The 23,651-nt window shown below is 39.3% G+C and carries 17 protein-coding genes, 2 tRNA genes and 4 pseudogenes; 13 read left to right on the top strand and 10 right to left on the bottom strand.

Annotation, left to right across the window (positions count from 1 at the left end; genetic code table 11):
• Window positions 1-41: 41 nt before the first annotated feature.
• The 4 genes from ccoP to ccoN are packed head-to-tail and all read right to left on the bottom strand — an operon-like array spanning window position 42 to window position 3,261.
• A complete protein-coding gene (gene ccoP, locus SANK73390_RS04890; protein ID WP_261592940.1) occupies window positions 42-1,007 on the bottom strand; it encodes a cytochrome-c oxidase, cbb3-type subunit III in 966 nt (321 codons plus the stop codon).
• Complete coding sequence (locus SANK73390_RS04885; protein WP_261592941.1) at window positions 1,004-1,189, bottom strand: cbb3-type cytochrome oxidase subunit 3; 186 nt, start codon at window positions 1,187-1,189, stop codon at window positions 1,004-1,006. Before SANK73390_RS04885 ends, ccoP begins: the two co-directional genes overlap by 4 nt.
• A gap of 5 nt (window positions 1,190-1,194) precedes the next feature.
• Window positions 1,195-1,815 carry a cytochrome-c oxidase, cbb3-type subunit II gene (ccoO, locus tag SANK73390_RS04880; protein ID WP_261592942.1) on the bottom strand — a complete coding sequence of 207 codons (621 nt, stop codon included), beginning with the start codon at window positions 1,813-1,815 and terminating at the stop codon, window positions 1,195-1,197.
• Window positions 1,816-1,827: 12 nt separating this feature from the next.
• On the bottom strand, window positions 1,828-3,261 hold the full coding sequence (gene ccoN, locus SANK73390_RS04875; RefSeq protein ID WP_261592943.1) for a cytochrome-c oxidase, cbb3-type subunit I: 1,434 nt from the start codon (window positions 3,259-3,261) through the stop codon (window positions 1,828-1,830).
• A gap of 311 nt (window positions 3,262-3,572) precedes the next feature.
• Between ccoN and SANK73390_RS04870 the strand changes: the two genes are divergently transcribed.
• From SANK73390_RS04870 to SANK73390_RS04860, 3 genes are all read left to right on the top strand, one after another.
• Window positions 3,573-4,016, top strand: coding sequence for a hypothetical protein (locus tag SANK73390_RS04870; RefSeq protein WP_462764235.1), 444 nt, complete (start codon window positions 3,573-3,575; stop codon window positions 4,014-4,016).
• Between the two features lie 16 nt (window positions 4,017-4,032).
• Entirely contained in the window at window positions 4,033-4,509 is a 477-nt protein-coding gene (locus tag SANK73390_RS04865) for a GreA/GreB family elongation factor (protein ID WP_462764232.1), read from the top strand.
• 103 nt (window positions 4,510-4,612) lie between these two features.
• The gene (locus SANK73390_RS04860) at window positions 4,613-4,828 is read left to right on the top strand and encodes a TIGR02450 family Trp-rich protein (RefSeq protein ID WP_462764230.1); all 216 of its coding nucleotides are present in this window, start codon (window positions 4,613-4,615) and stop codon (window positions 4,826-4,828) included.
• 685 nt (window positions 4,829-5,513) lie between these two features.
• On the opposite strand, the pseudogene SANK73390_RS04855 reads toward SANK73390_RS04860, so the two are convergent.
• Window positions 5,514-5,896: pseudogene (locus tag SANK73390_RS04855) on the bottom strand (ISAs1 family transposase); the annotation flags it as partial.
• Between the two features lie 112 nt (window positions 5,897-6,008).
• On the opposite strand from SANK73390_RS04855, the gene SANK73390_RS04850 reads away from it, so the two are divergent.
• From SANK73390_RS04850 to SANK73390_RS04835, 4 genes and pseudogenes are all read left to right on the top strand, one after another.
• On the top strand, window positions 6,009-7,025 hold the full coding sequence (locus tag SANK73390_RS04850; protein WP_462764228.1) for a transposase: 1,017 nt from the start codon (window positions 6,009-6,011) through the stop codon (window positions 7,023-7,025).
• Window positions 7,026-7,596: 571 nt separating this feature from the next.
• Window positions 7,597-7,857, top strand: coding sequence for a transposase (locus SANK73390_RS04845; protein WP_462764225.1), 261 nt, complete (start codon window positions 7,597-7,599; stop codon window positions 7,855-7,857).
• Window positions 7,858-8,419: 562 nt separating this feature from the next.
• A pseudogene (locus SANK73390_RS04840) lies at window positions 8,420-8,965 on the top strand (IS91 family transposase); the annotation flags it as partial.
• Window positions 8,966-8,977: 12 nt separating this feature from the next.
• On the top strand, window positions 8,978-9,370 hold the full coding sequence (locus SANK73390_RS04835; protein WP_462764222.1) for a hypothetical protein: 393 nt from the start codon (window positions 8,978-8,980) through the stop codon (window positions 9,368-9,370).
• A 478-nt stretch (window positions 9,371-9,848) separates the two neighbouring features.
• Here SANK73390_RS04835 and SANK73390_RS04830 read toward each other — a convergent pair.
• Window positions 9,849-10,855: pseudogene (locus tag SANK73390_RS04830) on the bottom strand (IS110 family RNA-guided transposase).
• Window positions 10,856-10,860: 5 nt separating this feature from the next.
• Between SANK73390_RS04830 and SANK73390_RS04825 the strand changes: the two are divergent.
• From SANK73390_RS04825 to SANK73390_RS04800, 6 genes and pseudogenes are all read left to right on the top strand, one after another.
• Window positions 10,861-11,286 (top strand): annotated as a pseudogene (locus SANK73390_RS04825) (DUF998 domain-containing protein); the annotation flags it as partial.
• A gap of 50 nt (window positions 11,287-11,336) precedes the next feature.
• Window positions 11,337-11,690 carry a GFA family protein gene (locus SANK73390_RS04820; RefSeq protein WP_462764219.1) on the top strand — a complete coding sequence of 118 codons (354 nt, stop codon included), beginning with the start codon at window positions 11,337-11,339 and terminating at the stop codon, window positions 11,688-11,690.
• A gap of 520 nt (window positions 11,691-12,210) precedes the next feature.
• On the top strand, window positions 12,211-14,394 hold the full coding sequence (locus SANK73390_RS04815) for an OsmC domain/YcaO domain-containing protein (RefSeq protein WP_462764216.1): 2,184 nt from the start codon (window positions 12,211-12,213) through the stop codon (window positions 14,392-14,394).
• A gap of 437 nt (window positions 14,395-14,831) precedes the next feature.
• Complete coding sequence (locus tag SANK73390_RS04810) at window positions 14,832-15,584, top strand: substrate-binding periplasmic protein (protein WP_462764213.1); 753 nt, start codon at window positions 14,832-14,834, stop codon at window positions 15,582-15,584.
• A gap of 541 nt (window positions 15,585-16,125) precedes the next feature.
• Window positions 16,126-18,399, top strand: a complete 2,274-nt coding sequence (locus SANK73390_RS04805; protein ID WP_462764210.1) for a S8 family serine peptidase — start codon at window positions 16,126-16,128, stop codon at window positions 18,397-18,399.
• Between the two features lie 252 nt (window positions 18,400-18,651).
• A complete protein-coding gene (locus SANK73390_RS04800) occupies window positions 18,652-20,523 on the top strand; it encodes a M6 family metalloprotease domain-containing protein (RefSeq protein ID WP_462764207.1) in 1,872 nt (623 codons plus the stop codon).
• 387 nt (window positions 20,524-20,910) lie between these two features.
• On the opposite strand, the gene SANK73390_RS04795 is transcribed toward SANK73390_RS04800, so the two are convergent.
• The 4 genes from SANK73390_RS04795 to SANK73390_RS04780 all read right to left on the bottom strand — a co-directional run bounded on the left by SANK73390_RS04795 (window position 20,911) and on the right by SANK73390_RS04780 (window position 23,528).
• Window positions 20,911-20,987, bottom strand: a tRNA-Val gene (locus SANK73390_RS04795).
• Window positions 20,988-21,013: 26 nt separating this feature from the next.
• Window positions 21,014-21,090, bottom strand: a tRNA-Val gene (locus SANK73390_RS04790).
• A 97-nt stretch (window positions 21,091-21,187) separates the two neighbouring features.
• Complete coding sequence (locus SANK73390_RS04785; RefSeq protein WP_462764204.1) at window positions 21,188-22,201, bottom strand: DUF3080 family protein; 1,014 nt, start codon at window positions 22,199-22,201, stop codon at window positions 21,188-21,190.
• Window positions 22,176-23,528 (bottom strand): MATE family efflux transporter, encoded by a 1,353-nt coding sequence (locus tag SANK73390_RS04780; protein WP_462764201.1) that lies wholly within the window; start codon window positions 23,526-23,528, stop codon window positions 22,176-22,178. The genes SANK73390_RS04785 and SANK73390_RS04780 overlap by 26 nt, the downstream gene beginning before the upstream one ends.
• Between the last annotated feature and the right edge of the window lie 123 nt (window positions 23,529-23,651).

The following is a 23,651-nucleotide window of genomic DNA, read 5'->3' as shown; positions in this document are numbered from 1 at the left end:
CGAAGNGCTTTTTTTGATCTTAATTAACCTTGTTGTGCATTTTACTTATCTTGTGACAAGCTATATACATATGCAGTTAACAGGTGAACTTTTTCTTCACCTAAAATATCTTTCCAAGCAGGCATCACGCCAGCACGGCCATTGTTAAGTGTTTCTTCAACAGCACGTTGAGAGCCACCATATAGCCAGATATTATCGGTCAGGTTTGGTGCACCAAATGGCAGGTTGTGGGCAACAGAGCCCTTACCGTCCATACCATGACATGCCGCACACATCGCAAATTTTGCTTTACCAGCATCGGCGTCTTTTTGATTTACTTTACGACCAGAAAGGCTCAACACATAGGCTGTCATTTCTTTTACACCTTGCTCACCTAAAGCGGCTTTCCAAGGTGGCATTGCTGCAACACGACCAATTAGTAAGGTTTCTTTGATTTTGTCAGGTGACCCGCCGTAAAGCCAGTCTTTGTCTGTCAAGTTAGGGAAACCAATACCACCACGAGCATCCGAGCCATGACACTGAGCACAGTTTTGTGAGAATAAACGCTGACCAATCTCAAGTGCTTTTTCATCTTTTGCTAATGTTTCGATATCTTGCTTAGCAAAGGCTTCAAAGATTGGACCAAAACGTTCATCAGCTGCGATGATTTCTTGGTCTAATTGTACTTTCTCACCATTTGCGAGTGCCTCTTCAGTTGCTCTTTTAGATTCTGCAAGTGATGTAACACCCTGATTTGAACTTGTCCATTTAGCAAGACCTTGCCAGTTACCTAGGCCAGGATAAGCTGCTAGGTAATAAACAGCCCAAACAAATGTTGCGAAGAACATATAAGTCCACCACTTAGGTAGTGGATTATTTATTTCTTCAATTCCGTCAAATTCATGACCACAACTTTCGCCTTCTTCAACACCTACGTAGTTCTTTAGGTTCCAAAGCAATAAGCCTAAGATCAGAGCAAGACATGCAAGGGTCAATACAATAACCCAAATACTCCAAAAGCTAGTCATTTTTCAGACTCCTTTTCCTCGTTAGAGATTGTTTTCTTGTGCTCTTTTTCATCTTCAAAGATAGCATTAGCCGCATTATCAAAACGATTTCTAGTGCGTTTGCTATATGCCCAAGCAACAATCACAATAAATAGTACCAAAATTACCAGAGTTAAAATGCCTCTGTATGTGCCGTAATCCATAATAGTTACTTCAAGTGTGTGCCAAGTTGCTGAAGGTAAGCAATAAGGGCTTGCATTTCTGTTTTACCTTTTACTGCGGCTTCAGCGCCTTGGATATCTTGCTCGGTGTAAGGCACACCGAAGCCTTTGAATACTTCAAGCTTTTTGGCGGTTAACTTACCGTCTAGTACGTTTTCATCTAACCAAGGATAAGCTGGCATGTTCGACTCAGGAACCACTGAACGCGGGTCCATTAAATGTGCATAATGCCAGTCATCTGAGTAACGCTCACCTACTCGGGCTAAGTCAGGACCAGTTCGCTTTGACCCCCATTGAAATGGATGATCCCATACTGATTCACCGGCGACAGAGTAGTGACCATAGCGCTCGACTTCATCACGAAATGGACGGATCATCTGTGAGTGACAGTTATAACACCCTTCACGTACATAAATATCACGACCTTCCATTTCTAATGCAGTTAATGGACGCAGGCCATCAACAGGTTTAGTTGTATCTTCTTGGAACATAAGTGGTGTAATTTCTACCAGTGCACCAAAGCTAATCGCAAAAACAGTCAGTATAGCCATTAGGCCAACGTTCTTTTCAACGATTTCATGTTTATTGGCTGAATTATTATTGCTCATAATCTACACCCCCTAAGCCATTTGCGTGTTTGCATCTGTGGTTAATGAACCACTTTTTGCAGATACAGTGCGATATACGTTATAGGCCATAACAAGCATACCAATAACAATGAACACACCGCCTAAGAAACGCATGATGTAGAAAGGCTTAGACGCTTCTAAAGATTGTACAAAGCTGTACATCAATGTACCGTCTGCATTAACTGCGCGCCACATAAGACCTTGCATTACACCAGAGATCCACATTGCAACGATATACAGCACAACACCTACAGTATGTAGCCAAAAATGCGTATTAACGAGTTTAACGCTGTACATATTGCCGTGACCAAACAGCGCAGGGATTAAGTGATAAATCGCGCCAATAGAGATCATAGCAACCCAACCTAGCGCACCTGAGTGTACGTGGCCAATGGTCCAGTCTGTATAGTGAGATAGTGCATTAACTGATTTAATTGCCATCATTGGGCCTTCAAACGTAGACATACCGTAGAAGGATAATGAAACAACTAAGAAACGAAGTACTGGGTCAGTACGTAGTTTATGCCATGCACCAGATAACGTCATGATACCGTTGATCATACCACCCCAAGACGGTACGAATAAGATTACTGACATTACCATACCAAGAGACTGAGTCCAGTCAGGTAGTGCTGTATAGTGAAGGTGATGTGGGCCTGCCCAAATATAAAGAGAAACAAGTGCCCAAAAGTGAACAACCGATAAACGGTATGAATAAACTGGACGACCTGCTTGCTTAGGTACAAAATAATACATCATACCTAAGAAACCTGCAGTAAGAAGGAAACCTACAGCATTGTGACCATACCACCACTGAACCATCGCATCTACTGCACCTGCGTAGATTGAGTATGACTTAGTAAGTGATACTGGCACAGCCATGCTGTTTACAATATGAAGTACCGCAACAGTAATAATGAAACCAGCATAGAACCAGTTGGCTACATAGATATGAGACACTTTGCGCTTGATAAGCGTACCAAAGAATACCACTGCATAAGTTACCCATACTACCGCGATTGCGATATCGATAGGCCACTCAAGCTCTGCATATTCTTTAGATGTTGTAATACCTAAAGGCAATGTGATGGCAGCTGAAACAATAATAGCTTGCCAACCCCAGAAGGTGAAGGCGGCTAATTTGTCTGAGAAAAGACGCGTTTGACAAGTGCGCTGCACAACATAATAAGATGTTGCGAAAAGGGCACTAGTACCAAATGCAAAGATTACTGCGTTCGTGTGTAACGGACGAAGTCGAGAGTAAGTTAACCATGGAGTGTCGAAGTTCAATGCTGGCCAAGCTAGTTGGGCTGCAATAAGAACACCAACGCCCATGCCAACGATGCCCCAAATCACTGTCATGATAGCGAATTGGCGTACAACTTTATAATTGTACTCAGTTTGTGATGCTACTGTTTGGCTCATTTTCTGGATTCCGCTGCAATTAATGCGATTAGAAATGAATTACCTGTAAAAACAGGCCCTGCTTATTATTTCAACAAGTTCGTTTAAAAATAGATCTAATTTTACAAATCTATTTAAAACCAACTCGAGAAACCCTTATTTTTGCAAGGAAATGATAATTTTTTTGCAAAAGAAAAGATACCTCAATCACCTAAAATTATGACATCAATCAAATTTTGGGTGAGAACTTGCTCGATTATTCATCAATATAGATTATATACAAATTCTGCATTACCATATCGCCGTTTTGCAAAAGCATATTAGGATAAATAATGACCAAATGCTGGCTTTACGCACTTGTTGCTGTGAGTTTATTGAGCGCATGCTCAGACCCTTCAAACATTATACATGAAAGTTCAGAAAAAAGTGAAAGTTCCTTACAAATAGATAATTGCACTTTGGCTAGCCCGTGTGCAGGGCAAAAAGGTATTACTCTTTGGTATGACCAAGCCACTATTGTTGGAGAAGAAGCATTTACAATTGAGTTAAGCGTGCCTCAAGGTACTCAAATTGTGTCTGCCATACTATCTGGTGAGCAGATGAATATGGGTTATATCCCGGTATTTTTTAAACAGAATTTAGAGATGCGCTATAGTGCTCAAGCAATGGTAGGGCTATGTACCCAAGCGCTTATGCAGTGGCGTTTAACGGTGACCATGTTAGACGTAAACTCTAAAAAGTATGAACAAGTGTTCCCTTTATATGTAAGTCAGTAAAAGTTTGAGAATGAAAATGAATAAAATACATGTTTTAGAGCATATTAAATTTGCGTTAGAGGCAAAACTAAGCGAAGCGAAGCAAGCGGCTGATAGCGCTTTACAAGATGCAACCCATGAGCAAAGTGCTGCAGAAACGCAATATGATTCATTGAGTATTGAATCAGGGTACTTAGCACATGGTCAAAGTGAGCGCGTTAATGAAATTCATAAATCAATTGTGCTTTTTGAACAGAGCTATGACTTAAACCAAGCAAGGTACATTATTGTTGGTAGTTTAATAAAAGCAGTCGATCTAGCTGACAAGGTGCATTGGTTTTATTTTGGACCTTGTGAAGGGGGGCTCAAAGTAACCATTCAGCAACACGGTATTCTGGTTATTACCAAAGATTCACCAATTGGACAGGCAATGTATGAAAAAGCGCTGGGCGATGAATGTGAGTATAAAGTTGGCAGCGAACTTTACAATTATGAAATAAGAGAAATTTTATAGTGCAATAAAATAAGCATTACGTGCTGAGTGATTAAACTTAAACTTTGCAATCTTCGTAATATAAATCGTGTTTTTAATATAGCTAAATAATTACGAGGAAAGTATGAACAAAATAAACCCTACTAAATTGCATAATAGCAAATGGACAGCAATTAAATCGGTAAATAGGGAGAAGCATTTCTTAGTATCGGAAGTAGAGTTTGACGAAGAAGGGGTTGTTATTTTATGTAAGCTAGAAGCGGTTATTTCAAGGAACGAGTATTCAATTAACTGGGCCGAACTTAAAAATCAAGATAAATGGGTGCAGGGTTGGAAGTAGCTCACGGCTTAAAATGATTTTAGGGGTAAATAGTGCAGGGCTGATCTTTTGCCCTATGAGAGCTTGGTATCTAGCCTTGCCATTGTTAATGCAAATTAGTTAAGAAAAGCCTGTTTACAATCCTTAAAGCTAGATACTAACTACTAAAAACTTTCAATTTATCGAACAAAAATTTATGTGATTCTAAAATAAGCGATCTCTGAGGGATGAAGATAGTAGTCGTTTTAAGCAGAAATAAAATGAGTAATGGGACTTTTAATAACTGAAAGTTTATGTATTGAGATGTGGAAACACGTTGTCGCTATTGAATTAAATAGCTCGAAGAATTAGGTTGTAGATATACTTTTTTGCAAAATTAGTTGTGTTAGTTTTGAACTTTCCAGTGATGTGATGATATAAAAAATTATTTATGAACAAGGAGCTAGACAATGGCATTTCTTGCGTATAAATTAAATGTGAATCTCAATCACACTTAAAAAGGAATATAACAATGAAATTGAAATTTAAAAAGAAGATAGTAAAAAATATCTCTAGAAGTGACAAATCGCTAGATAAAAAAATCACACCTCGCATTGCTGGTGGAAATTTAACTGAATATACTTGTAATATAGATTGTTTTTATAAGGACACGCTCTGAGTTAGTTCAGGGGGAAGTAACCAGGGCAATCGCATGAGTGAGCACTTTTTACCCAGCGGTTATTCCCGCCGTCAAAGTAGCCTCTAAATATTCAGTTTTCATCCAAGCTTTTTTCTGCTTTTTTGGAATACTTAATTTGGATGGCTCTTGTCTGAGCATGTTCAATGCCCACTTCCGTAATACTGCGAGATTTTCTGCTCCATTATCTTGATAAATTTGGCAATTATCCTCATTCATACTCACATCCTGTACCAATTCAGACTGTTTTCTATTTATCAATGGTGGCGAACGCCATTAGCCAGTTGCTGTTCATTTAATTTTAAATTGGCTGAACTGATGTGATATCGGTAGCTTAATTCTGGCTCTTTGCCTTTGGTTGCCCGAAAGCCAATGCTCATGCCTAGTGTACGCAATTGGGGCCATTGGGGGAACTGCTGGAAGACAAGGTGGGAGACAAGGGACAAGGTGGGACAGGCACAAATTTCTTGCATAATTTGGTAGGTTAACTACTGTTGATATATCCAGTTTGTGTGAGCAATTTAGATGACAAGAGCAAGGAATGCTTTAATTGATTTGTCTGCAACGCCTTATTACCATTTGATAGCACGGTGTGTTCGTCGTGCTTTTTTGTGTGGGGAAGATAAGTATTCAGGAAAGAACTTTGATCACAGACGGGAGTGGTTGGTTGAGAGAATGAAGTTACTCAGTAGTGTATTTGCGATAGAAATAGCGGCTTATGCGATTATGAGTAACCATTATCACCTTGTTGTGAAAGTAAATAAGCAAACCGCGCTTGATTGGTCAGATGATGAGGTTATTAGGCGTTGGTATCAACTTTACAATGGTGATTCATTGGTAGATAGATATATCAGCGGAGAAGTACTTGATGATGTAACGATGAATTTCTTCAATGAAATAGTGTTAAAGTGGCGTTTGAGGTTGTATGACATTAGCTGGTATATGAAGAGTTTGAACGAGTTCATAGCCAAAGAAGCGAATAAAGAAGATAACTGCACAGGTAAATACTGGGAGGGCCGCTATAAGTTCCAAGCTCTGTTAGATGAAAGTGCATTATTGAGTTGCATGGCGTATGTAGATTTAAATCCAATCAGAGCGAATATGGCAAATACGCTTGAAGAGAGCGATTTTACGTCAATTCAAGAACGGTTGCTGCACTTTAAAGCTCAGATAAAGAACAGTAAAAAAGCACAATTAAACCCCTCCCAAAACATCCCTCAAAAAGATGACCGAGCCGATATAAGCCAACCTGCGGAATTAAAGCCATTTGGTGGAGAGTGCATAGCAGGCAGCATCCCATTTAGCCTACTAGATTATTTGGAATTGGTAGATTGGAGTGGCCGACATGTACATCCAAAAAAGAAAGGCTATATAAGCCACTCGATACCAAGAGTATTGGTGGCTCTCAATATAGAAGAAACGGTATGGTTAGGGCAGGTACAAAGGTTTAGGCGACAATACGCAAACTTTGCAGGGAGTAAACAAGCTTTAAGCCGACAGGCGGCAAAGAATGACGTTAAATGGTATAAAGGGGCTGGGTAACACAGCACGTCTTCTGTAGAATATAAAAACCATCAAAACGTAGCTAGAGCATATCAGCTTGCTGTTTTGCTTTCCTTGAACTCGATAAATTCGCGCTGTAATAGTCGGAGTGACAGATCACCGTGAAAAGATATTGATGCTGTGAATGAAATTACTGATGCACTTCCAGATTGAACGTTGCTTGCAATGATTGTACAATTATGTGCCTGTCCTATGTTACTGATCGAAGGTGAACACGAGCTACTTTTGAACCCAAGCATTTTAAAATCGGTAATAAGTGTGGTAAGTGATTATAATAAGCCAAGTCAGTCGGATTCGTAATATTGGCGCGCTTTTATCTTACCCGTTTCGCGGGCAAAAAGCCCGGCAATACTACTCACCGCTGCTTGGAGCGTTGAGGCTGTAAAATTACTCTTTTTAGGAACTGATTCTACACTTCTTTCTTTGCTCTATTTTTAACCTTGAACCCACTGAGTTACTGTGATCTAAGAGATATTATTTGTAGTGGCACAATAAATTTGGCCACCTGATTAGAGGTGATAGAATCAACATCACTTAATTAGGAGTAATAATGGCAAAACAAACACGACCAAAATATTCTCCCGAGTTCCGCTTAGAAGTAACCCAGCAAGTAGTAGATGAACATCGCTCCATTAGAGATATTGCTGAAGCCATTGGACTTGGAAAATCTACTGTTGATAAATGGGCTAGGCAGCTTCGCCAAGAGCGTCAAGGTAATTTATCTAGTGCAACACCATTGACGCCTGACCAGCTTAAGAACCGTGAGTTAGAGCGCAAGGTAAAGCGACTGAAGAGGATAATGAAATATTAAAAAAGATTTCAGTTCTCTTGATGCAGGATTCCATAAAAGGTTTGAGCTGATACGAGCACTTCAGAGAGTTGGCCTTAAAGTGACTGTCCCTTTTCGTTTTTTCGTTCCCTTTTCGTTCACTGTTTTACCTTTTCGTTCCTTTTCGTTCCCCTAGAATAACGGGATGCTTTTCAGTAACAACAAAGCGGCTCAAACTGACATAAACCGATGCCGATTCACGCAACAGCTCATTATTACTGAGGAGTCGATCAATGCGTTTAATATCATGTTTTTCAGTTGTTTTTGACTCCAGGTTACGACCGATAGAAGTCAATGTACATTGCTGACAGGACAAAAGGGACTTTACGGAAGCGAATAAAGTATTAAATCTGGCTTTGTGGATTGAATCAGGGGAGACTGCGTGGAGCATATTGTGCAAAATAGTAAACGCATTCATGGTATTTAGAACTGTTGTTTTTGGCGATTCATAAGATCACAAAACACCATGAATGTTCCCCATTACTCAAATTTTTTAATATTTCTAGTTCTTTGATATATAAAGGCTTATTCTGGGGGGCTTTGGTATTTATACCCAGTTAAAGCATTATCAACGGTGTTTAGAGGGAAAATGCTTGCGGCATTGCATGCGCGAGGTACTTTGCTCACACATATAACGACATCAGTTAAATGGGGTGTATATAGCTAAGCGTGTTTAACCTACAGTGATAAATTAGTGAGTTATCTAGCGCGATATACCCGCAAGGGAGCGATGTCGGAATCACGACTGGTGTCGGTGAATGAACAAAGCGTGTGCTTTAAATATCGAGATTATGCAGATAAACACCGTGAAAAGGTAATGACCCTGAGCTGTCGAGAATTCTTGCGGCGCTATTTACAATATGTGCTACCAAAAGGGTTTATGCGTATTCGTCACTATGGTTTTTTAGCCAATGCATGTTGCAAGCGAAAGTTGGCGTTGATAAAGGCGCAAGGATCCAATATGTGTAAAGTGAAGAAGAAAAAGGCAGAATCAGCGTTATCACCCTCCCACTGGCCTTGTGAAGTATGCAAAATCGGGGTCTTAAGCGATTATGCAGCACAAACAACGTGCTGCATAAATACTAAATAGTTAGGCACACGGATGAAGCTCAGTAAAAGTATAGATATCTTACATTTAGACGGTAGTGCTGGATTAACAGTAGGCGTTCTTTTATTTCTTCTGCAAGACTGGGTTGGCAGCTTATATAACTTACCCAGTTCAACCATCCTTTTCTTAGCGACAGCCAATGTTTGCTATGGGGGTTATGCTTTATCGATTGCTCTTTCAGACAATAGAAAATCTGCTTCTATATCTTTTCTAGCAGTTGCCAATGCGGCTTGGATGGTTGTGTGTATCTACGTCGTTTTGCTTTATGTTCAGACTGCAAGTTTTATTGGTTTAATTTTTATTTGCCTAGAAGGCATATTCGTAGGCATGCTTGCTCTTTACGAATGGAAAAATAGGTACATATTATCGAAGGTATGCGGTGTCTAACTGATATGAACCTTCTCCGGTCAAGTAAGCATAACGATTCTTTTTAGCTGCTTTTAAGCAGCTAATTTGTATCTGCAATTTTTAAATCTATTCAACTTCGCTATGTCGGTTAGTCGTTATAATCGTTAACGGCAAACACATATTGAGGGTCTCTTATTGCGAACTCATCGCTGCCTAAATCAGTCGATACAGCTTATCGTTTAGGGCCACCACTAGACATTCATCGGTTAACCTTAATCTGGCGCCCCTCAAGGGGATGGCTCATTCTTCCAGTTAGTTTAAGGCTCAGCTAAGGTGCAAACGATTTAATTCATTGCTTAAATTAGTGCGCACCAACGGGGTGCCTAATCAAGGCAAATAGCTTATTACTTCGACAACACTTACCTGTAAAATTCAGCTTTTTGCTGACAAAAACACAAATAATACGCGGTTGTTCATGGCTATCTAGTTAGGTATATAGCTCACTCCATTGTGCGACTTAGCTTTTTAAAAAACGTTCATCATCGAATACCGTTTTGTTCTTCAACATAAAATACACACAGCGCCCGAGCTTGTGGGCGAGAACAGACAATGCTTTGGCTTTACTCATGCGTTTTTATAGCTTGTTTAAATAGCGCCGAGCTTTGTCGTTTCCACGTAAATAAAGCACAGCGGCTTCACTGAAGGCCCACTTTAAATGTCCATTGCCAATTTTATTGCCACTGGTGTCATAGGTTTTGCCAGCAGATTCAGCTTTACACCTAACGAGCCTACAATAAGATGCGAATTTTTGTACAGACTCAAAGCGATTGATGTCACCGATTTCATAGAGGATAGCCATAGCTAAAATGAGACCAATATCGGGTATGTTACGCAGTTGCGCATAATAACTAGGCTGGTGTTTTTTAGCTTTGCTCTTTAAGTAATATTCGAGCATTTTAATCTCATTGGCATATGCATCGAGTATGGCTAAATCGAAATTGACGTTACGTTGGGCTGCTTGGTCTTCAAAGCGCGTTTGAGATTCTTGTCGAACACCTTTGTTTTTCATGTGAAGTTCGAGAGGCGGGTAGTTGTATTGGCTATTTGTATTAACAATATGGGCTTTGAGTTGTGCGCCATGCTGAACGCATATTTAGCAGGATAATTGTGAGCAAGCGAAAAGTTACCATTGCGTAATAGACTAGCAATTTTATAAGAGTCAATCTTATCGTTTCTGGCTTTTCCTCCGTGAATTGCTTTCATGTATAAAGCATGCCCAAGGACAAAATCAATATCATGAGCAGCACATAAATCACTCACCCAATACCAGCAATGCATGCACTCAACACCGGTAACAATATCTTCGAGATAAGGTGAAATGAGTTTAAGTAACTCGGTTTTATCGGCCTTTATTTTTTGATGAGCAATCTTGTTACCGCGGTCATCGAGAATACAAACGTATAAAATGCGTGCATGAAGGTCAATTCCACAATAATATTGATGAAAACTAGTATAGAATTTCATTTAGCTTTCTTTTTTGCTTTTTCGGTTGGTATTTGGCGCAGTTTTCAAGCGTTTCAATCTTAGTAAATATTACGGGTTGGTTAGTAATAGCTCATGGCATTGGTACATGGGTAGCAGGTTACTTTCCTATGGACGCAGATCCATTTACTAAAAATCCAACTTTTAATTGTAAGGTACATTCTTGGGCTGGTTTTATTATGTTACTGTCGCTAGTTGTAGCACCAATATTAGTAGCTATAAGCCCAAAAACAGAAATTATCCCACTATATTTTCGTATTTTTTCAGTTGTTTCTGTTGTCGCTGCTGTTTATTATCTATTTGCTATGGCTAATAAAGCCGTAAAATCTCAAAGTAACCCCGGAATTCATCAACGTATTTCTTATGGCTGTCAGCTGATTTGGCTAAGTGTCTTTTCATTAGTGTTAGCGTAATTGTAAATTAACAAGTTGTTGACAGGGCGTTAGCTAATCAAGGAGGCGACATGATCGAAGCAGCATGCCACTGCGGGAATATAACTATAACGGCTGAAAAGATACTTGATTCAGTGACAAGCTGTAATTGTTCAATGTGTTACCGTATTGGAGCACTTTGGGCATATTACACATCGGATCAAGTTGTAATAAAACAAAATTCTAATAATAGCGTTTATCAATGGGGTAATAAAATACGCGAGTATCACTCATGTGCAATTTGTGGCTGTACTACTCATTACACGCAAAAACGAGATGATGGTTCAAATAGAGTCGCTATAAATACCCGTATGGTAAAACCAGAGCATTTCAAAGCGGCTAATATTAAGTATTTTGATGGCGCGAACACTTTTAAATATGTATAGCAGTAAAGTACACATAACTCATATGAGTATTGACTCTGTCAATAGGCAACAGTGTTCTTTTTGGCCGTTTTTATACAGTGATGGTTAACTCTAAATCAATAAGCGGATTCGTTTACTTCGTTTGTCGATGTGGGCGCTGAGGCTGTAGAGTTACACTTTTCAGGAATGAATTTTACCCTTAGAGTTGATTGTTATTTGACCTGAATCCACAGGGTTACTGTGAACTAATAACTTTTATTCACCCTTGGTAAATTGTTATGGCTAACTACAAGCCTGATTTGTCCTACCAAAATAAAATTATTCCTATCAACTTCTCTGAGAAAATATTGCCGAGTACAGTGAACGACAGCAGCATAAACGACGGCGAAGTATAAAAAGAATTGAAGCGCTATTTGCATAACAGATGTAATTAATTCAAGACTATTGCCTTAAAAAAGAAGATAATTAACCATTAAATATTTATTGTGACTCACACGCAGCACGTTGATGAGTTCGCCAGCAAGCAAATAGGACCTTAATAATGGAAATTAAAGTTAATTTTCTCGATAACTTGAGAATAGAAGCTAAATTTGACGACTTTTCGGTGATAGCCGACCAACCAATCCGTTATAAAGGTGATGGCTCTGCACCAAGCCCGTTTGATTACTTTTTAGCATCATCAGCGCTGTGTGCTGCATACTTTGTTAAGGTATATTGCAATGCGCGTGATATCTCAACTGACGGTATTCGTCTGTCACAAAATAATATCGTTGACCCAGAAAATCGCTATAACCAAGTTTTCCAAATTCAAGTTGAGCTACCAGAAAATATCTCAGAAAAAGACCGAGAAGGTATTTTACGTTCTATCGACCGTTGTACAGTTAAAAAAGTGGTACAGACTGGCCCTGAGTTTAAAATAGACACTGTTGAAAACCTTGATGAAGATGCACAGGCGATGTTAATGACCTCGCCAAATGACATATCCAGTACTTTTATTGAAGGGAAGGATTTGCCACTTGAGCAAACCATTGCGGACATGACAGGAATTTTGGCTGAGCTAGGCATGAAAATTGAAATTTCATCATGGCGTAATATTGTTCCTAATGTTTGGTCATTACATATTCGCGATGCAGCGTCACCAATGTGTTTTACCAATGGTAAAGGGTCGACTAAAGAAAGTGCGCTGTGTTCTGCGTTAGGTGAGTTCATTGAGCGTCTTAACTGTAATTTCTTTTATAATGACCAATTTTTAGGTCAGGAAATCGCAAATAGTGATTTTGTGCACTATCCAAATGAAAAGTGGTTTAAACCAGATGCGGATGATGCGTTGCCAGCAGGTATTTTAGATGAGTACTGCCGTGAAATTTACGACCCAGAAGGTGAGCTTAGAGGCTCGCATTTAATTGATACTAATTCAGGTAATACCCAACGCGGAATTTGCTCTATTCCTTATGTTCGGCAGTCAGATGGTGAAACGGTGTATTTTCCATCTAACTTAATTGAAAACTTGTTCTTAAGTAATGGCATGAGTGCAGGCAACAACTTTGACGAAGCTAAAGTTCAGTGTTTATCAGAAATCTTTGAACGCGCAGTTAAACGCCAGATCATTGAACAAGAAATCGTATTACCCGATGTACCACAGTCAGTACTAGATAAATATCCTAGTATAGTCGCTGGTATTAAGGGCCTTGAAACACAAGGGTTTCCAATTGTGGTTAAAGATGCATCGCTGGGCGGGCAATTTCCAGTGATGTGCGTAACGTTAATGAACCCTAAAACAGGGGGAGTATTTGCCTCTTTTGGTGCACATCCAAGTTTTGAAGTTGCTATTGAGCGCAGCTTAACTGAGCTATTGCAGGGTCGCAGTTTTGAGGGATTAAACGATGTGCCAAAGCCTACTTTTAATAGTTTAGCTGTTTCTGAGCCTGAGAATTTTGTTGAGCACTTTATTGATTCAACGGGTGTTATTTCTTGGCGTTTTTTCAGTGCCAAACATGACTATGCCTTTTGTGAATGGGATTTTTCTGGGACTAATGATCAAGAGTGCGACACCTTATTTGGTATTTTGAAAGGCTTAGGCAAAGAATGCTATGTGGCTGAGTTTTCAGATTTAGGCACCGCCTGTCGTATTTTAGTGCCAGATTACTCCGAGGTTTATCCTGTTGAAGATCTAATTTGGGATAACACTAACAAAGCGTTGCAATATCGAGAAGATATTTTGAATTTGCATGCACTTGATGATGAGCAGTTAGTCAATTTGGTTGAGCGTTTAGAGCAGAGCCAGTTGGATAATTATATTGATATTATCACTTTGATTGGTGTTGAGTTTGATGAAAATACGGTATGGGGTCAGCTCACAATTCTTGAGCTTAAGATTTTAATTTACCTAGCACTGGGCGAGCTTGAAGAAGCAATTGAATTAGTAGAATCATTTTTACAATTTAACGATAACACCGTCGAGCGTGGCTTATTTTACCAAGCTATGCAGGTTGTTTTGGAAGTTGCATTGGATGAAGCGCTACAGATAGAGGATTATATCGTTAATTTTGAACGTATGTTTGGTAAAGAAGTAATGACGAACGTTATTGGCTCAATTAACGGTGATGTTAAGTTCTATGGTTTAACGCCTACCAATATGAATTTAGATGGTTTAGACAAGCATCAGCGTTTAATTGATAGTTATAAAAAGCTTCATAAGGCTCGTGCTGATAAAGCGGCGCTGTAGATATTGCTGGCACAAGTACGATAGAAGCCAGTTTTGCATGAAGATTACTGGCTTCTTTGTATTAACTTACTTGCTTTTTGTAAGGGTGTGATTAAGTTAACAGCAACATACAAAAAGCGATGTTCAAATACAGTGGGGTGTTGAGTATAACCAAGCAGGCTTCTATAAAGTATTCAAGGAGCTATCTGGGAGGCGTAAATTGTCTTTATCGAGCATTGTCCAAGCATGTGCATTGTTGCAAAAACACCCAAGAGAATACAAACAATGTGCGTTTCAACATAAGCTTTCCATTATTCATACACTTTTTTAGTTTACTAATAGTTTGAATTTTACGTGAGTGAATGAATATCTAAAGTAAATACTAGAGACGTTCTTGAAACTTAGTACATTAAAGCAGATGCGTTATAATTAGTGAAAAACAGCAGTGGTATTAGACGATGAGATCTCTTATTAGGGCTTTGTTAGGGATAGCGTCGGTAGGTATGAGCGCTTTAGCGTACAGTCAAATAGATATTTATACTGAGCATTTCCCGCCGTATCAATATGAAGATACAGAGGGCGAAATGTCTGGGCGTGCAACGCTAATGGTGCGCGCTTTAATGGCGCAGGCACAATTAGAATACCAAATTTATATGTTGCCGTGGCACCGTGCCAAGCAGCAGTTTGAACATACGCCAAATGCACTGATATATTCAATTGCGCGTACAAAAACCAGAGAACATCAATACCATTGGGTTATGCCGCTGTGTGAACTGAAAATCGGGTTTTATAAACGGGTAGATGGTATGGTTGAATTACCGCATTACAGTGTGGATATTTTGAAACACTATATTATCGGTATAGCGACAGGTCAACCGTCATTAAAGTACCTTAAAGATGAAGGCTTTAATGGGAGTAATTTGGTTAAACTTAATAGCCTAGACCAAGCGGGTGGTATGTTAGAAAAAGGTCGCGTAGATTTTTTATTTGGTGCTCAAAACTTTGTAGAGCAAATGGCCATGACGATGGGCGTAGAAGATAAATGGGAGCTTGTTCTTGAAGTACCAAAGCTGACTGCTCGACTGTATTTGGCAGCGCAAAAAGAGACAAATAAAACACTACTTGCAAAGTTGATGTTAGCAGCAATAGACATTAATAAGCTAAAGCTAAATACAACAAGTGCGTGTAAAAACAGCGCCTATATTCAATGAGTAATTAGAATTAAGCGTAAACGCAGCACTTTGGCGCTTTTCCTAACAAAGTGGGTGTCACCCATAACAACAACAATAAAATACTCACAGCCATTTCTAAATAATTGGTTGAAGCGTTTTTCATGAAGGTTAGATTTGCATTATTAATTCAACATGTTGCGATCCAACGGCTAAATAAGCGGTTGTTAAAGTAAATACCTTGAACGCCGATAGCGCGCAGAACCATCTATTTAATCCTGCCACTCATACATTGAATGTTTTAGCTTATCTTGCAGTTTGTTTTGCCAACCCAATGGCTTTTGAGCGAGATCCTAGTTAATTCTAATGTTAACAAAAAAGGGACGGCCGGCGTTTGATTTAACTTTTATCGAGCTTTTGATCTATTAATTAAGTTTTTTAAATTATTGTTAATAATAGAGTTTACTTTATTTTGTGACAGTATGATTAACAATTCTTTACAATTACTTTTAGACAGTGGTGTTAATTATTTTGTTTTTTGATACATTCTGTTATGAAAATAATAACAACATGGATTATTCCAATGAAAAAAATAACAAAAAATAAAGTACTTTTCGCTACCACAATGTTATCTCTTGCGGTATCTGCATCATTACAGGCCTCTACATTTAAACAAGTTGCCGATAAACCCGAATCTCCATTGCCAAAACGTTACATTGTTAAATATAAAAATGACAATGCTGTTATGGCCATGGCACTTCAAAACAACAGTAACATGCCACAAGTGACAGCCAATCGTATGGCAACACTTGGTGTGCAAAATGCGCAATTCAAAGCAAGTTTAAATGCAGTGGTTGCACAGCTGAGCGACACACAACTTTTAGCGCTTCGCAATGACAGTCAAATTGAATATGTTGAAGAAGATTTACCTCGTCGCTTAATGTCGCAAACGCAACCATATGGTATTGCAATGGTTCAAGCTGACTTGGTTGATGATTCTGTAGCATCAGCTGCAAATGGCGGTAAAAAAATCTGTGTTATTGATTCAGGCCTTGATTTACCACATGAAGATATGGGCACACGTGGTGCTACTGTCTCAGGTACTAACGACTCGGGTACTGGTAATTGGTATGATCACGGTGGTCCTCACGGAACGCATGTAGCTGGCACCATCGCAGCACTTAACAATGGTATTGGTGTGCGAGGTGTTATTGGCACTGATCCATCAATGCATATTATTAAAGTATTTAATGATGATGGCTGGGGTTACTCTTCTGAGTTAGTTGATGCTATTAATAAATGTCAAGCAGCAGGCTCTGATGTTGTGAATATGAGTTTGGGCGGTGAAGGTTCAAGCGTAACTGAACGTAATGGTATTCAAGCCGCAGCTGATGCTGGAATGTTATTAATAGCCGCTGCTGGTAACGACGGTGTACCTACAAATACAACTGATGTAGAAAGCTATCCAGCATCATATGACTCAGTGATGTCAGTTGCAGCAATTGACAGCAATAAAGATCTCGCTGATTTCTCACAAAAAAATAGCCAAGTTGAAATTTCAGGTCCTGGCGTTGATGTAAACTCAACATACCCAGAAGGCTTAGGCTCAATTGTATCTTTATCCGTTGCAGGTCAATCATATGACTCCAATGGTATGGAAAACCAAGGTAATGCCAATGCAGCTCTATATAATTTTGCGACAGGTGAGGCAATTGATGCGGGCGCAAATGGCAAAGTTTGCTTAATTGAACGTGGTAATATTTCATTTCACGATAAAGTTAAAAACTGTGAAGACAGTGGTGGTGTTGGCGCTATTCTATATAACAATGCTGCTGGTTCTTTTGGTGGTACTTTAGGTGATACTAATCAAACGACTATTCCTGCGGTTACTGTAAGTGACACTGACGGCGCACAAATGTTAAATAATATTGGCATGACGGCGTCTGTTAACCTTGATGCAAGCAACTATGGCTTGATGAGTGGTACTTCAATGGCATCACCTCATGTGGCAGGTGTTGCAGCATTGGTGTGGAGCCACCATCCAAGTTGTACTGCTGAACAAATTCGAGCGGTATTAACAGCAACAGCACAAGATTTAGGTGCAACAGGGCGCGATGTTAAGTTTGGCCATGGCTTAGTACAAACTAAAGATGCAATTGACTCTATCACGCAAAATGGTTGTGATGGAACTGGTGGTCCAGTGCAACCGCCAGTAGGTAATGAGCTAGAAAATGGTGTTGCTAAATCCGGTCTTTCTGGCTCAGCAGGTGAAGAGATACTATTCACTTTTGAAGTTCCTGCAGATGCGACTGATGTTAAAGTGAACATGAATGGCGGCACAGGTGATGCAGATTTGTACGCACAGTTTGGTTCTAAGCCAAGTGATTCAAATTTTGAGTGTCGTCCATACGCAGGTGGCAATAACGAAGGTTGTACTTTAACTCAATCTGGTGGCACTTATCATGTCATGGTTAAAGGCTATAGTGCATTCTCGGGTGTATCTCTAGTTGCAAGTTTCACGGAAGGTGGAACCACAAACCCAGGTACTCAGCCAATTGCAATTGTAGAAAACGGTATTAGCGTTGCTCGTCGTAACTGGACACGCTTTACACTTGAGTTAGCTGATGGATACGCTGATTTGAACGTAACAACGTCAGGTGGCTCTGGTGATGCTGACTTGTTTGTAACACGTGGTAAGCAATCAACAACGTCTAATAATGATTGTAGCTCTGAGAGTGGCAGCAATAATGAATCTTGTTCACTACAAAACCCTCAAGCAGGTACTTGGTACATTGATATATATGGTTATAGAGCGTCAAGTGGTATTACACTTAATGTAACAGCGACACCAAAGTAAACGATTAATTAACCTTAAAGCAAAGGCCGTTTTTACGGCCTTTTTTATTATTGCAATTTGTTCAAAAAAATTAAGTATCAAACCCCACTTAACAAGTGGGTAATCATGTTTGTTTCTTTAAAAAGATAACTAATGTGCAATTGTTATTACACATAGGCAGATCATAGGTCGTAATATCATAGGTGTAATGTTGAATAAAGTTGCTTTTGGTGTTAACTGTATGTTTCAATCTGGTAATCATTGGAACACAACATGTATCGATTCATCAAACTTGCGGTTGCACCCTTAGCAATTATTTCAGGCTTAACTCAAGCTGCCATTCCTTATCAAAATCACCGTTATAATTATACTCAACCAACGGGTGAAATAGTCAATATGAGCGTAGAGGGTAATGATTATTTTGCCTATCAGCGCGCCCGTGATGGTCGTTTAGTTATTTTTGATGCGCACCTAAATGGCTTAGCTTACGCACAAGTTTCAGAAGATGGTCAAAACCTGCTTTCTACGGGTGTGTTGGTGAGTAAAAAGTCAGCACTAGACGAAAAACAAAATGGTATACGTACTTTAAGCCAAACTGCAATACAAAGGAAAATAGCGCAGGCGAAAAACAAACTGCTTGGTCAGCAGCGGCTACAAAATAATGGTCAAACTACCAACCATAATGACGCGAGTGTGCAAAGTACCGGGAAAATCAAAGGGTTGACAATAATTATTGATTTTCCTGATTTTCCGGGCACGATTAATAAGACACAGGTTGAGTCTTTTTTAAATGATCTAAATTATTCAGAATTTGGTAATGCACAATCAGTGCGTGGTTATTTTAGAAGTGTCTCAGGTGGGCAACTAGATTATACCAATACCGTGACGGCTTATTATACCGCAATAAAGAATAAGTCCTACTACGCAGATAGTAGATATGGCTCTACAGTTCGCTCTCAAGAACTGATAAAAGAGGCACTAAATTGGCTAGAGTTTACACAAAACTTTGATTTTTCAACTCTTTCTGTAAATGGCAGTGGTCAAATTAAAGGCTTAAATATTTTTTATGCAGGCAATTCTGATAGTAGTTGGTCTAAAGGGTTATGGCCGCATATGGCTTGGTTGAGTCCACAGTTTTGTGCCGATGGTGTATGTACGGATCGCTACCAAATTACTGATATGCGCGACAGCCTTGCGATTGGTACTTTTGTACATGAATCAGGTCATTTAATTACAAATTGGCCAGATTTATATGATTATGATGGCAGCTCCGAAGGGTCGGTCGCGAGTTTTGGTGTGATGGGCTATGGTGCAATTGGCGAAACGAATCGCTTTAAACCAACCCCACCTGTTGCGCATTTTAGAAACTTGGCCGGGTGGGATACCGTAACAGAACTCAACCCTGCAATAAATAATAATGCACCGAGCGGCGCACTTAATCATATCTCAGGTTCAAATACATCCTACAAATGGACAAATCCGAGCAATCAAAATGAAGCCTTTTATATTGAAGCAATTCACCGTTCAGATCAGAATTCAGAACAAGTAGATCAAGGCCTCGCTATTTGGCATGTGGATAGTCGAGGTAACAATTCAAACGAATGGTATCCATATATTCAAATGGAGCATGCTGATGGCAATCGCGAACCAGAAAATAATATTAACAGAGGTGATAATTCTGATTTATACGATTTAGCAGGAGAGTTTTCAGCAACACTTCCTAATGCGCTAAGCTCGAAAGGGACTAATGCACTGTGGTGGGACGGTCGCGATTCTGGTTTGATTATTCGGGATATTAGCGATGCTGCACAGTCAATCTCTTTTACTATAGATACTGATGCAACTCCACCATCAGGTGATATCTACACGGGTTATTTAGCTAATCAAGAGCAGGCAATTGTGCCCAGTGGCTCATGGTTTCAATATGCAGGTGGTACGCTTGATATGGCTTTACAAGGGCCTAGCAATGCTGATTTCGACTTAAAGCTTGAAGTATGGCAAGGAGAGCGTTGGACACAGGCCGCTATTTCACAAACGCCAACATCTAATGAAACGATTACATATCAGGCCAATAGTGGCTATTATCGCATTACTGTATATTCGTACTCTGGTGCTGGTAATTTTAGCCTTACATTAAGTAAGTAGGGTAACTGTATGTTATTGCATGCGCAGGGCTAGACCTTTGCATGTTTTAATATCAATTTTATTAAAACATCGATCATTCAAGCAAGCTACATGACTCATTTACTGGGTTAAAAATTACTGATGTAGAATAACTACATATTAAAATTTTTGGCTTGGTTACTAAACCATTAATTTGTCGCGATATTTAGTCAGTTATTTAATGCAATTGGTATAAACCCACTGTCAGCGTACTTGCTTAACGGAACACAATACTGCTACGCAATTAATATTGGATAAATGACTTAAGGAAAAGTTTAAAAATTATGTATTTAGAAGTAGCTAAGTAATAACTATGAAGACATGAACTCACATCAGGATTAACAATGTAGTTATTCAAAATAAAGTAAATGGTACAACCGAGTGGATTCGAACCACCGACCCCTACCATGTCAAGGTAGTGCTCTAACCAACTGAGCTACGGTTGTATTTTAGGTATAAACTGGTATTGATTTGGTACGACCGAGTGGATTCGAACCACCGACCCCTACCATGTCAAGGTAGTGCTCTAACCAACTGAGCTACGGTCGTACTATATTGCATGGCAACGGCGGCTAATATATAGCGACTTGTCTGTTGGATCAAGCCAGATTGGTAAATTTTTGTTTGTTTGCAGGTTTTTTGCACATCAAGGCTGTATTTTGCACGTTTTATAGAACTTTTGCCACCAAGTTACATGCTCTACTGCACTTATTTTAAGTTGTTGATAATATGAGCCCGAATGTTCGATATCAAATAATTTACTGAAGGCAGCATCTGATTGCCATAAAATTACAAGAGCAGGAGAAGCATTTTGCAACATATTAGTGAGCTTAGATTGATAGCCCTGTAGTTGTGATAAATAAAAACGATTGAATACATTGCTCAGTATTTGTGCTTTTTGTTTATTTTTGTTCGCTTGGCATATTTGTTCTGATGGATTAATGGTGTTTAACCACTCGGTTGTTACTCTATTGAGCATTATTTGTGTTCGAGCTGATGTAATTAAGCGTGAAATTGCATGGTTATTATTAAGCTTAGCGAGCGCATCAGTTATTAAGTTTGGATCAGTGTGCTGCCAATTATTTATATTAGGTTGGTTTATATGTTGTCGAAGTTTAGATAGCGTTGAGAGTGCTTCTAGGGCCTTGCTGAGCGGCACCTTATGATCTTCAAAGTCAATTTCCTGACTGGTGAGTAAAGACATTTTTGCAAGTTCGCGTTCGTTATAAACCATTTGTTCAAAATAGCTTGGTAGCTGGCGCTTTTTTTCGTTAAGGGCGGTTGTGAGCTTATTTTTGATTTCTACGTCTTTGGTTGCGCTGTTGTTTAAGCAAATTTCAACATGTTTAATAAAGCGCAGAGCATATTTAAGCTGCTCACTAGGCACACGTACCTTCCCAAGTTGATTATTGTTTGAGGCAATTGTGTTCATTAATATGCAATGATCTAAACTTGCAAGCTCTAACATGGATAATGTAATTTTTGAACTTGGTCGTGCTATATGTTTTGCGTTAAAGGGGGTTAGGGCAGTGGAAGTTGCCGTTCTTTTTTCCATTACGTTGGCAAGACGTTGTTGATATTCAATATATGTGTCACTTGGTGCGGGCGAACAGCCCGCAATAAATGTTACCAAGCTAATTATTAGACAAAATAAACGCAAGTCGAGACCTCACACTCAATAGTAAGAAAATAGCAGCTACCGTTAAGCCTACAATAATACCTATCCAAAAACCCGTTGGACCCATAGCAGGCATTAGTAAATTGGTTTTGGCTAATATGTAACCTAAAGTAAAGCCTATTAGCCAGTATGACACAAAAGTAATATACGAAATGGGCTTGGTGTATTTTAAACCACGTAACACACCGTTAGCAGCAACTTGTAGCGCATCAGGGAGTTGATAGATACAGGCAAGTACGATAATACTTGATGCGAGTAGAGCAACTTGCTCATTGTTAGTATAAAGCCAAACAATATTGTTCCTAACAAGAAAGGTTAACAATGCCACAAATATGGCTATAAAGGTGGCTAAGCAAAAGCTAGTAAAAATTGCGGTCTTTAACTGACCATAAGCCTTTTGACCTGATAGGTTACCGATTCTAATAGCAATAGCCATTGAAAGGCTTAGTGGCATCATGAATAAGACAGCAGTAATACTTGCTGCTATCTGATGACCAGATACTGCAATGGCCCCTAAGTCGGCTATAAATAAGGGAATACAGGCAAACAAAGTGACTTCAAAAAGTGTTGCTAAACAAATTGGCAACCCAAGTTTAGCAATATAAGCAATACCAGATAGATTAGGCTTGGAAAATGAAGATAACAACTGTAAAGCGTGCATAGTTTTACTGCGTTTACAATATAGCCATTGAGCAATCGCCATCGCCCAAAAAACTAACGCGGTTGCTAATCCACACCCAGCGCTGCCGTACGCCGGCACCCCTAGTTTGCCATAGATGAAAATGTAGTTAGCTACCACGTTAACACCAAGACCTATTAAACTAATATAAAACGCGGGTTTAGTTAGGCCAACACCTTCAGTGACATTGCGATAAATTGAAAACAGTAAAAAGCCTAGTACGCCCCACTTAACAAAATCGATATATTGCTGAGATAGCTCCGTTATATCATTACTAGTGCCCAGCTTAGAGAATACTGAGGGGGTAAATTGAGCGAATATTAAACTTGCAACAGCTAATATTAAAGCGAGGTAAATACTTTGTTGAAAGTGAAATTTAATACTGGTTAAATCTTTTGAGCCATGGCAGTGAGCGACAATACCTGTCAATGCTAATAAGATACCTTGTAAAGAAAAGATTAATGGGTTCCAAAACCCTGTTGCAATCGATAGCGCAGCTAAGTCGTTAGCGCTGACCTGACCTGCCATCATCGTATCGACTACTGACATTAACACGAGTGTAATTTGAGCAAAAAAGACAGGGGTTGCAAGTTGTAACAGGCGCTTACTTTCCCAGAGACTAAACTTCATTATAATTGCCGTGTAAAAATATTATTATAACCTTTTGTTATTGCGTATAGCGAGAAAAGGCGTTGAATGAAATAACTTTCGCTAAAGCCACAGTTCATGCAAGCTTTAGACGCTCACTTTAAT

The sequence above is a fragment of the Pseudoalteromonas sp. SANK 73390 genome, from assembly GCF_054966645.1.
The sequence above is the reverse complement of the archived record's forward strand: the minus strand, read 5'-3'. Positions and strand labels throughout refer to the sequence as shown.

Excerpts from the sequence above, each read along its gene's own strand:
- ccoP (WP_261592940.1), bottom strand. The coding sequence starts at position 1,007 with ATGACTAGCTTTTGGAGTATTTGGGTTATTGTATTGACCCTTGCATGT.
- SANK73390_RS04885 (WP_261592941.1), bottom strand. The coding sequence starts at position 1,189 with ATGGATTACGGCACATACAGAGGCATTTTAACTCTGGTAATTTTGGTA.
- ccoO (WP_261592942.1), bottom strand. The coding sequence starts at position 1,815 with ATGAGCAATAATAATTCAGCCAATAAACATGAAATCGTTGAAAAGAAC.
- ccoN (WP_261592943.1), bottom strand. The coding sequence starts at position 3,261 with ATGAGCCAAACAGTAGCATCACAAACTGAGTACAATTATAAAGTTGTA.
- SANK73390_RS04870 (WP_462764235.1), top strand. The coding sequence starts at position 3,573 with ATGACCAAATGCTGGCTTTACGCACTTGTTGCTGTGAGTTTATTGAGC.
- SANK73390_RS04865 (WP_462764232.1), top strand. The coding sequence starts at position 4,033 with ATGAATAAAATACATGTTTTAGAGCATATTAAATTTGCGTTAGAGGCA.
- SANK73390_RS04860 (WP_462764230.1), top strand. The coding sequence starts at position 4,613 with ATGAACAAAATAAACCCTACTAAATTGCATAATAGCAAATGGACAGCA.
- SANK73390_RS04850 (WP_462764228.1), top strand. The coding sequence starts at position 6,009 with ATGACAAGAGCAAGGAATGCTTTAATTGATTTGTCTGCAACGCCTTAT.
- SANK73390_RS04845 (WP_462764225.1), top strand. The coding sequence starts at position 7,597 with ATGGCAAAACAAACACGACCAAAATATTCTCCCGAGTTCCGCTTAGAA.
- SANK73390_RS04835 (WP_462764222.1), top strand. The coding sequence starts at position 8,978 with ATGAAGCTCAGTAAAAGTATAGATATCTTACATTTAGACGGTAGTGCT.
- SANK73390_RS04820 (WP_462764219.1), top strand. The coding sequence starts at position 11,337 with ATGATCGAAGCAGCATGCCACTGCGGGAATATAACTATAACGGCTGAA.
- SANK73390_RS04815 (WP_462764216.1), top strand. The coding sequence starts at position 12,211 with ATGGAAATTAAAGTTAATTTTCTCGATAACTTGAGAATAGAAGCTAAA.
- SANK73390_RS04810 (WP_462764213.1), top strand. The coding sequence starts at position 14,832 with ATGAGATCTCTTATTAGGGCTTTGTTAGGGATAGCGTCGGTAGGTATG.
- SANK73390_RS04805 (WP_462764210.1), top strand. The coding sequence starts at position 16,126 with ATGAAAAAAATAACAAAAAATAAAGTACTTTTCGCTACCACAATGTTA.
- SANK73390_RS04800 (WP_462764207.1), top strand. The coding sequence starts at position 18,652 with ATGTATCGATTCATCAAACTTGCGGTTGCACCCTTAGCAATTATTTCA.
- SANK73390_RS04780 (WP_462764201.1), bottom strand. The coding sequence starts at position 23,528 with ATGAAGTTTAGTCTCTGGGAAAGTAAGCGCCTGTTACAACTTGCAACC.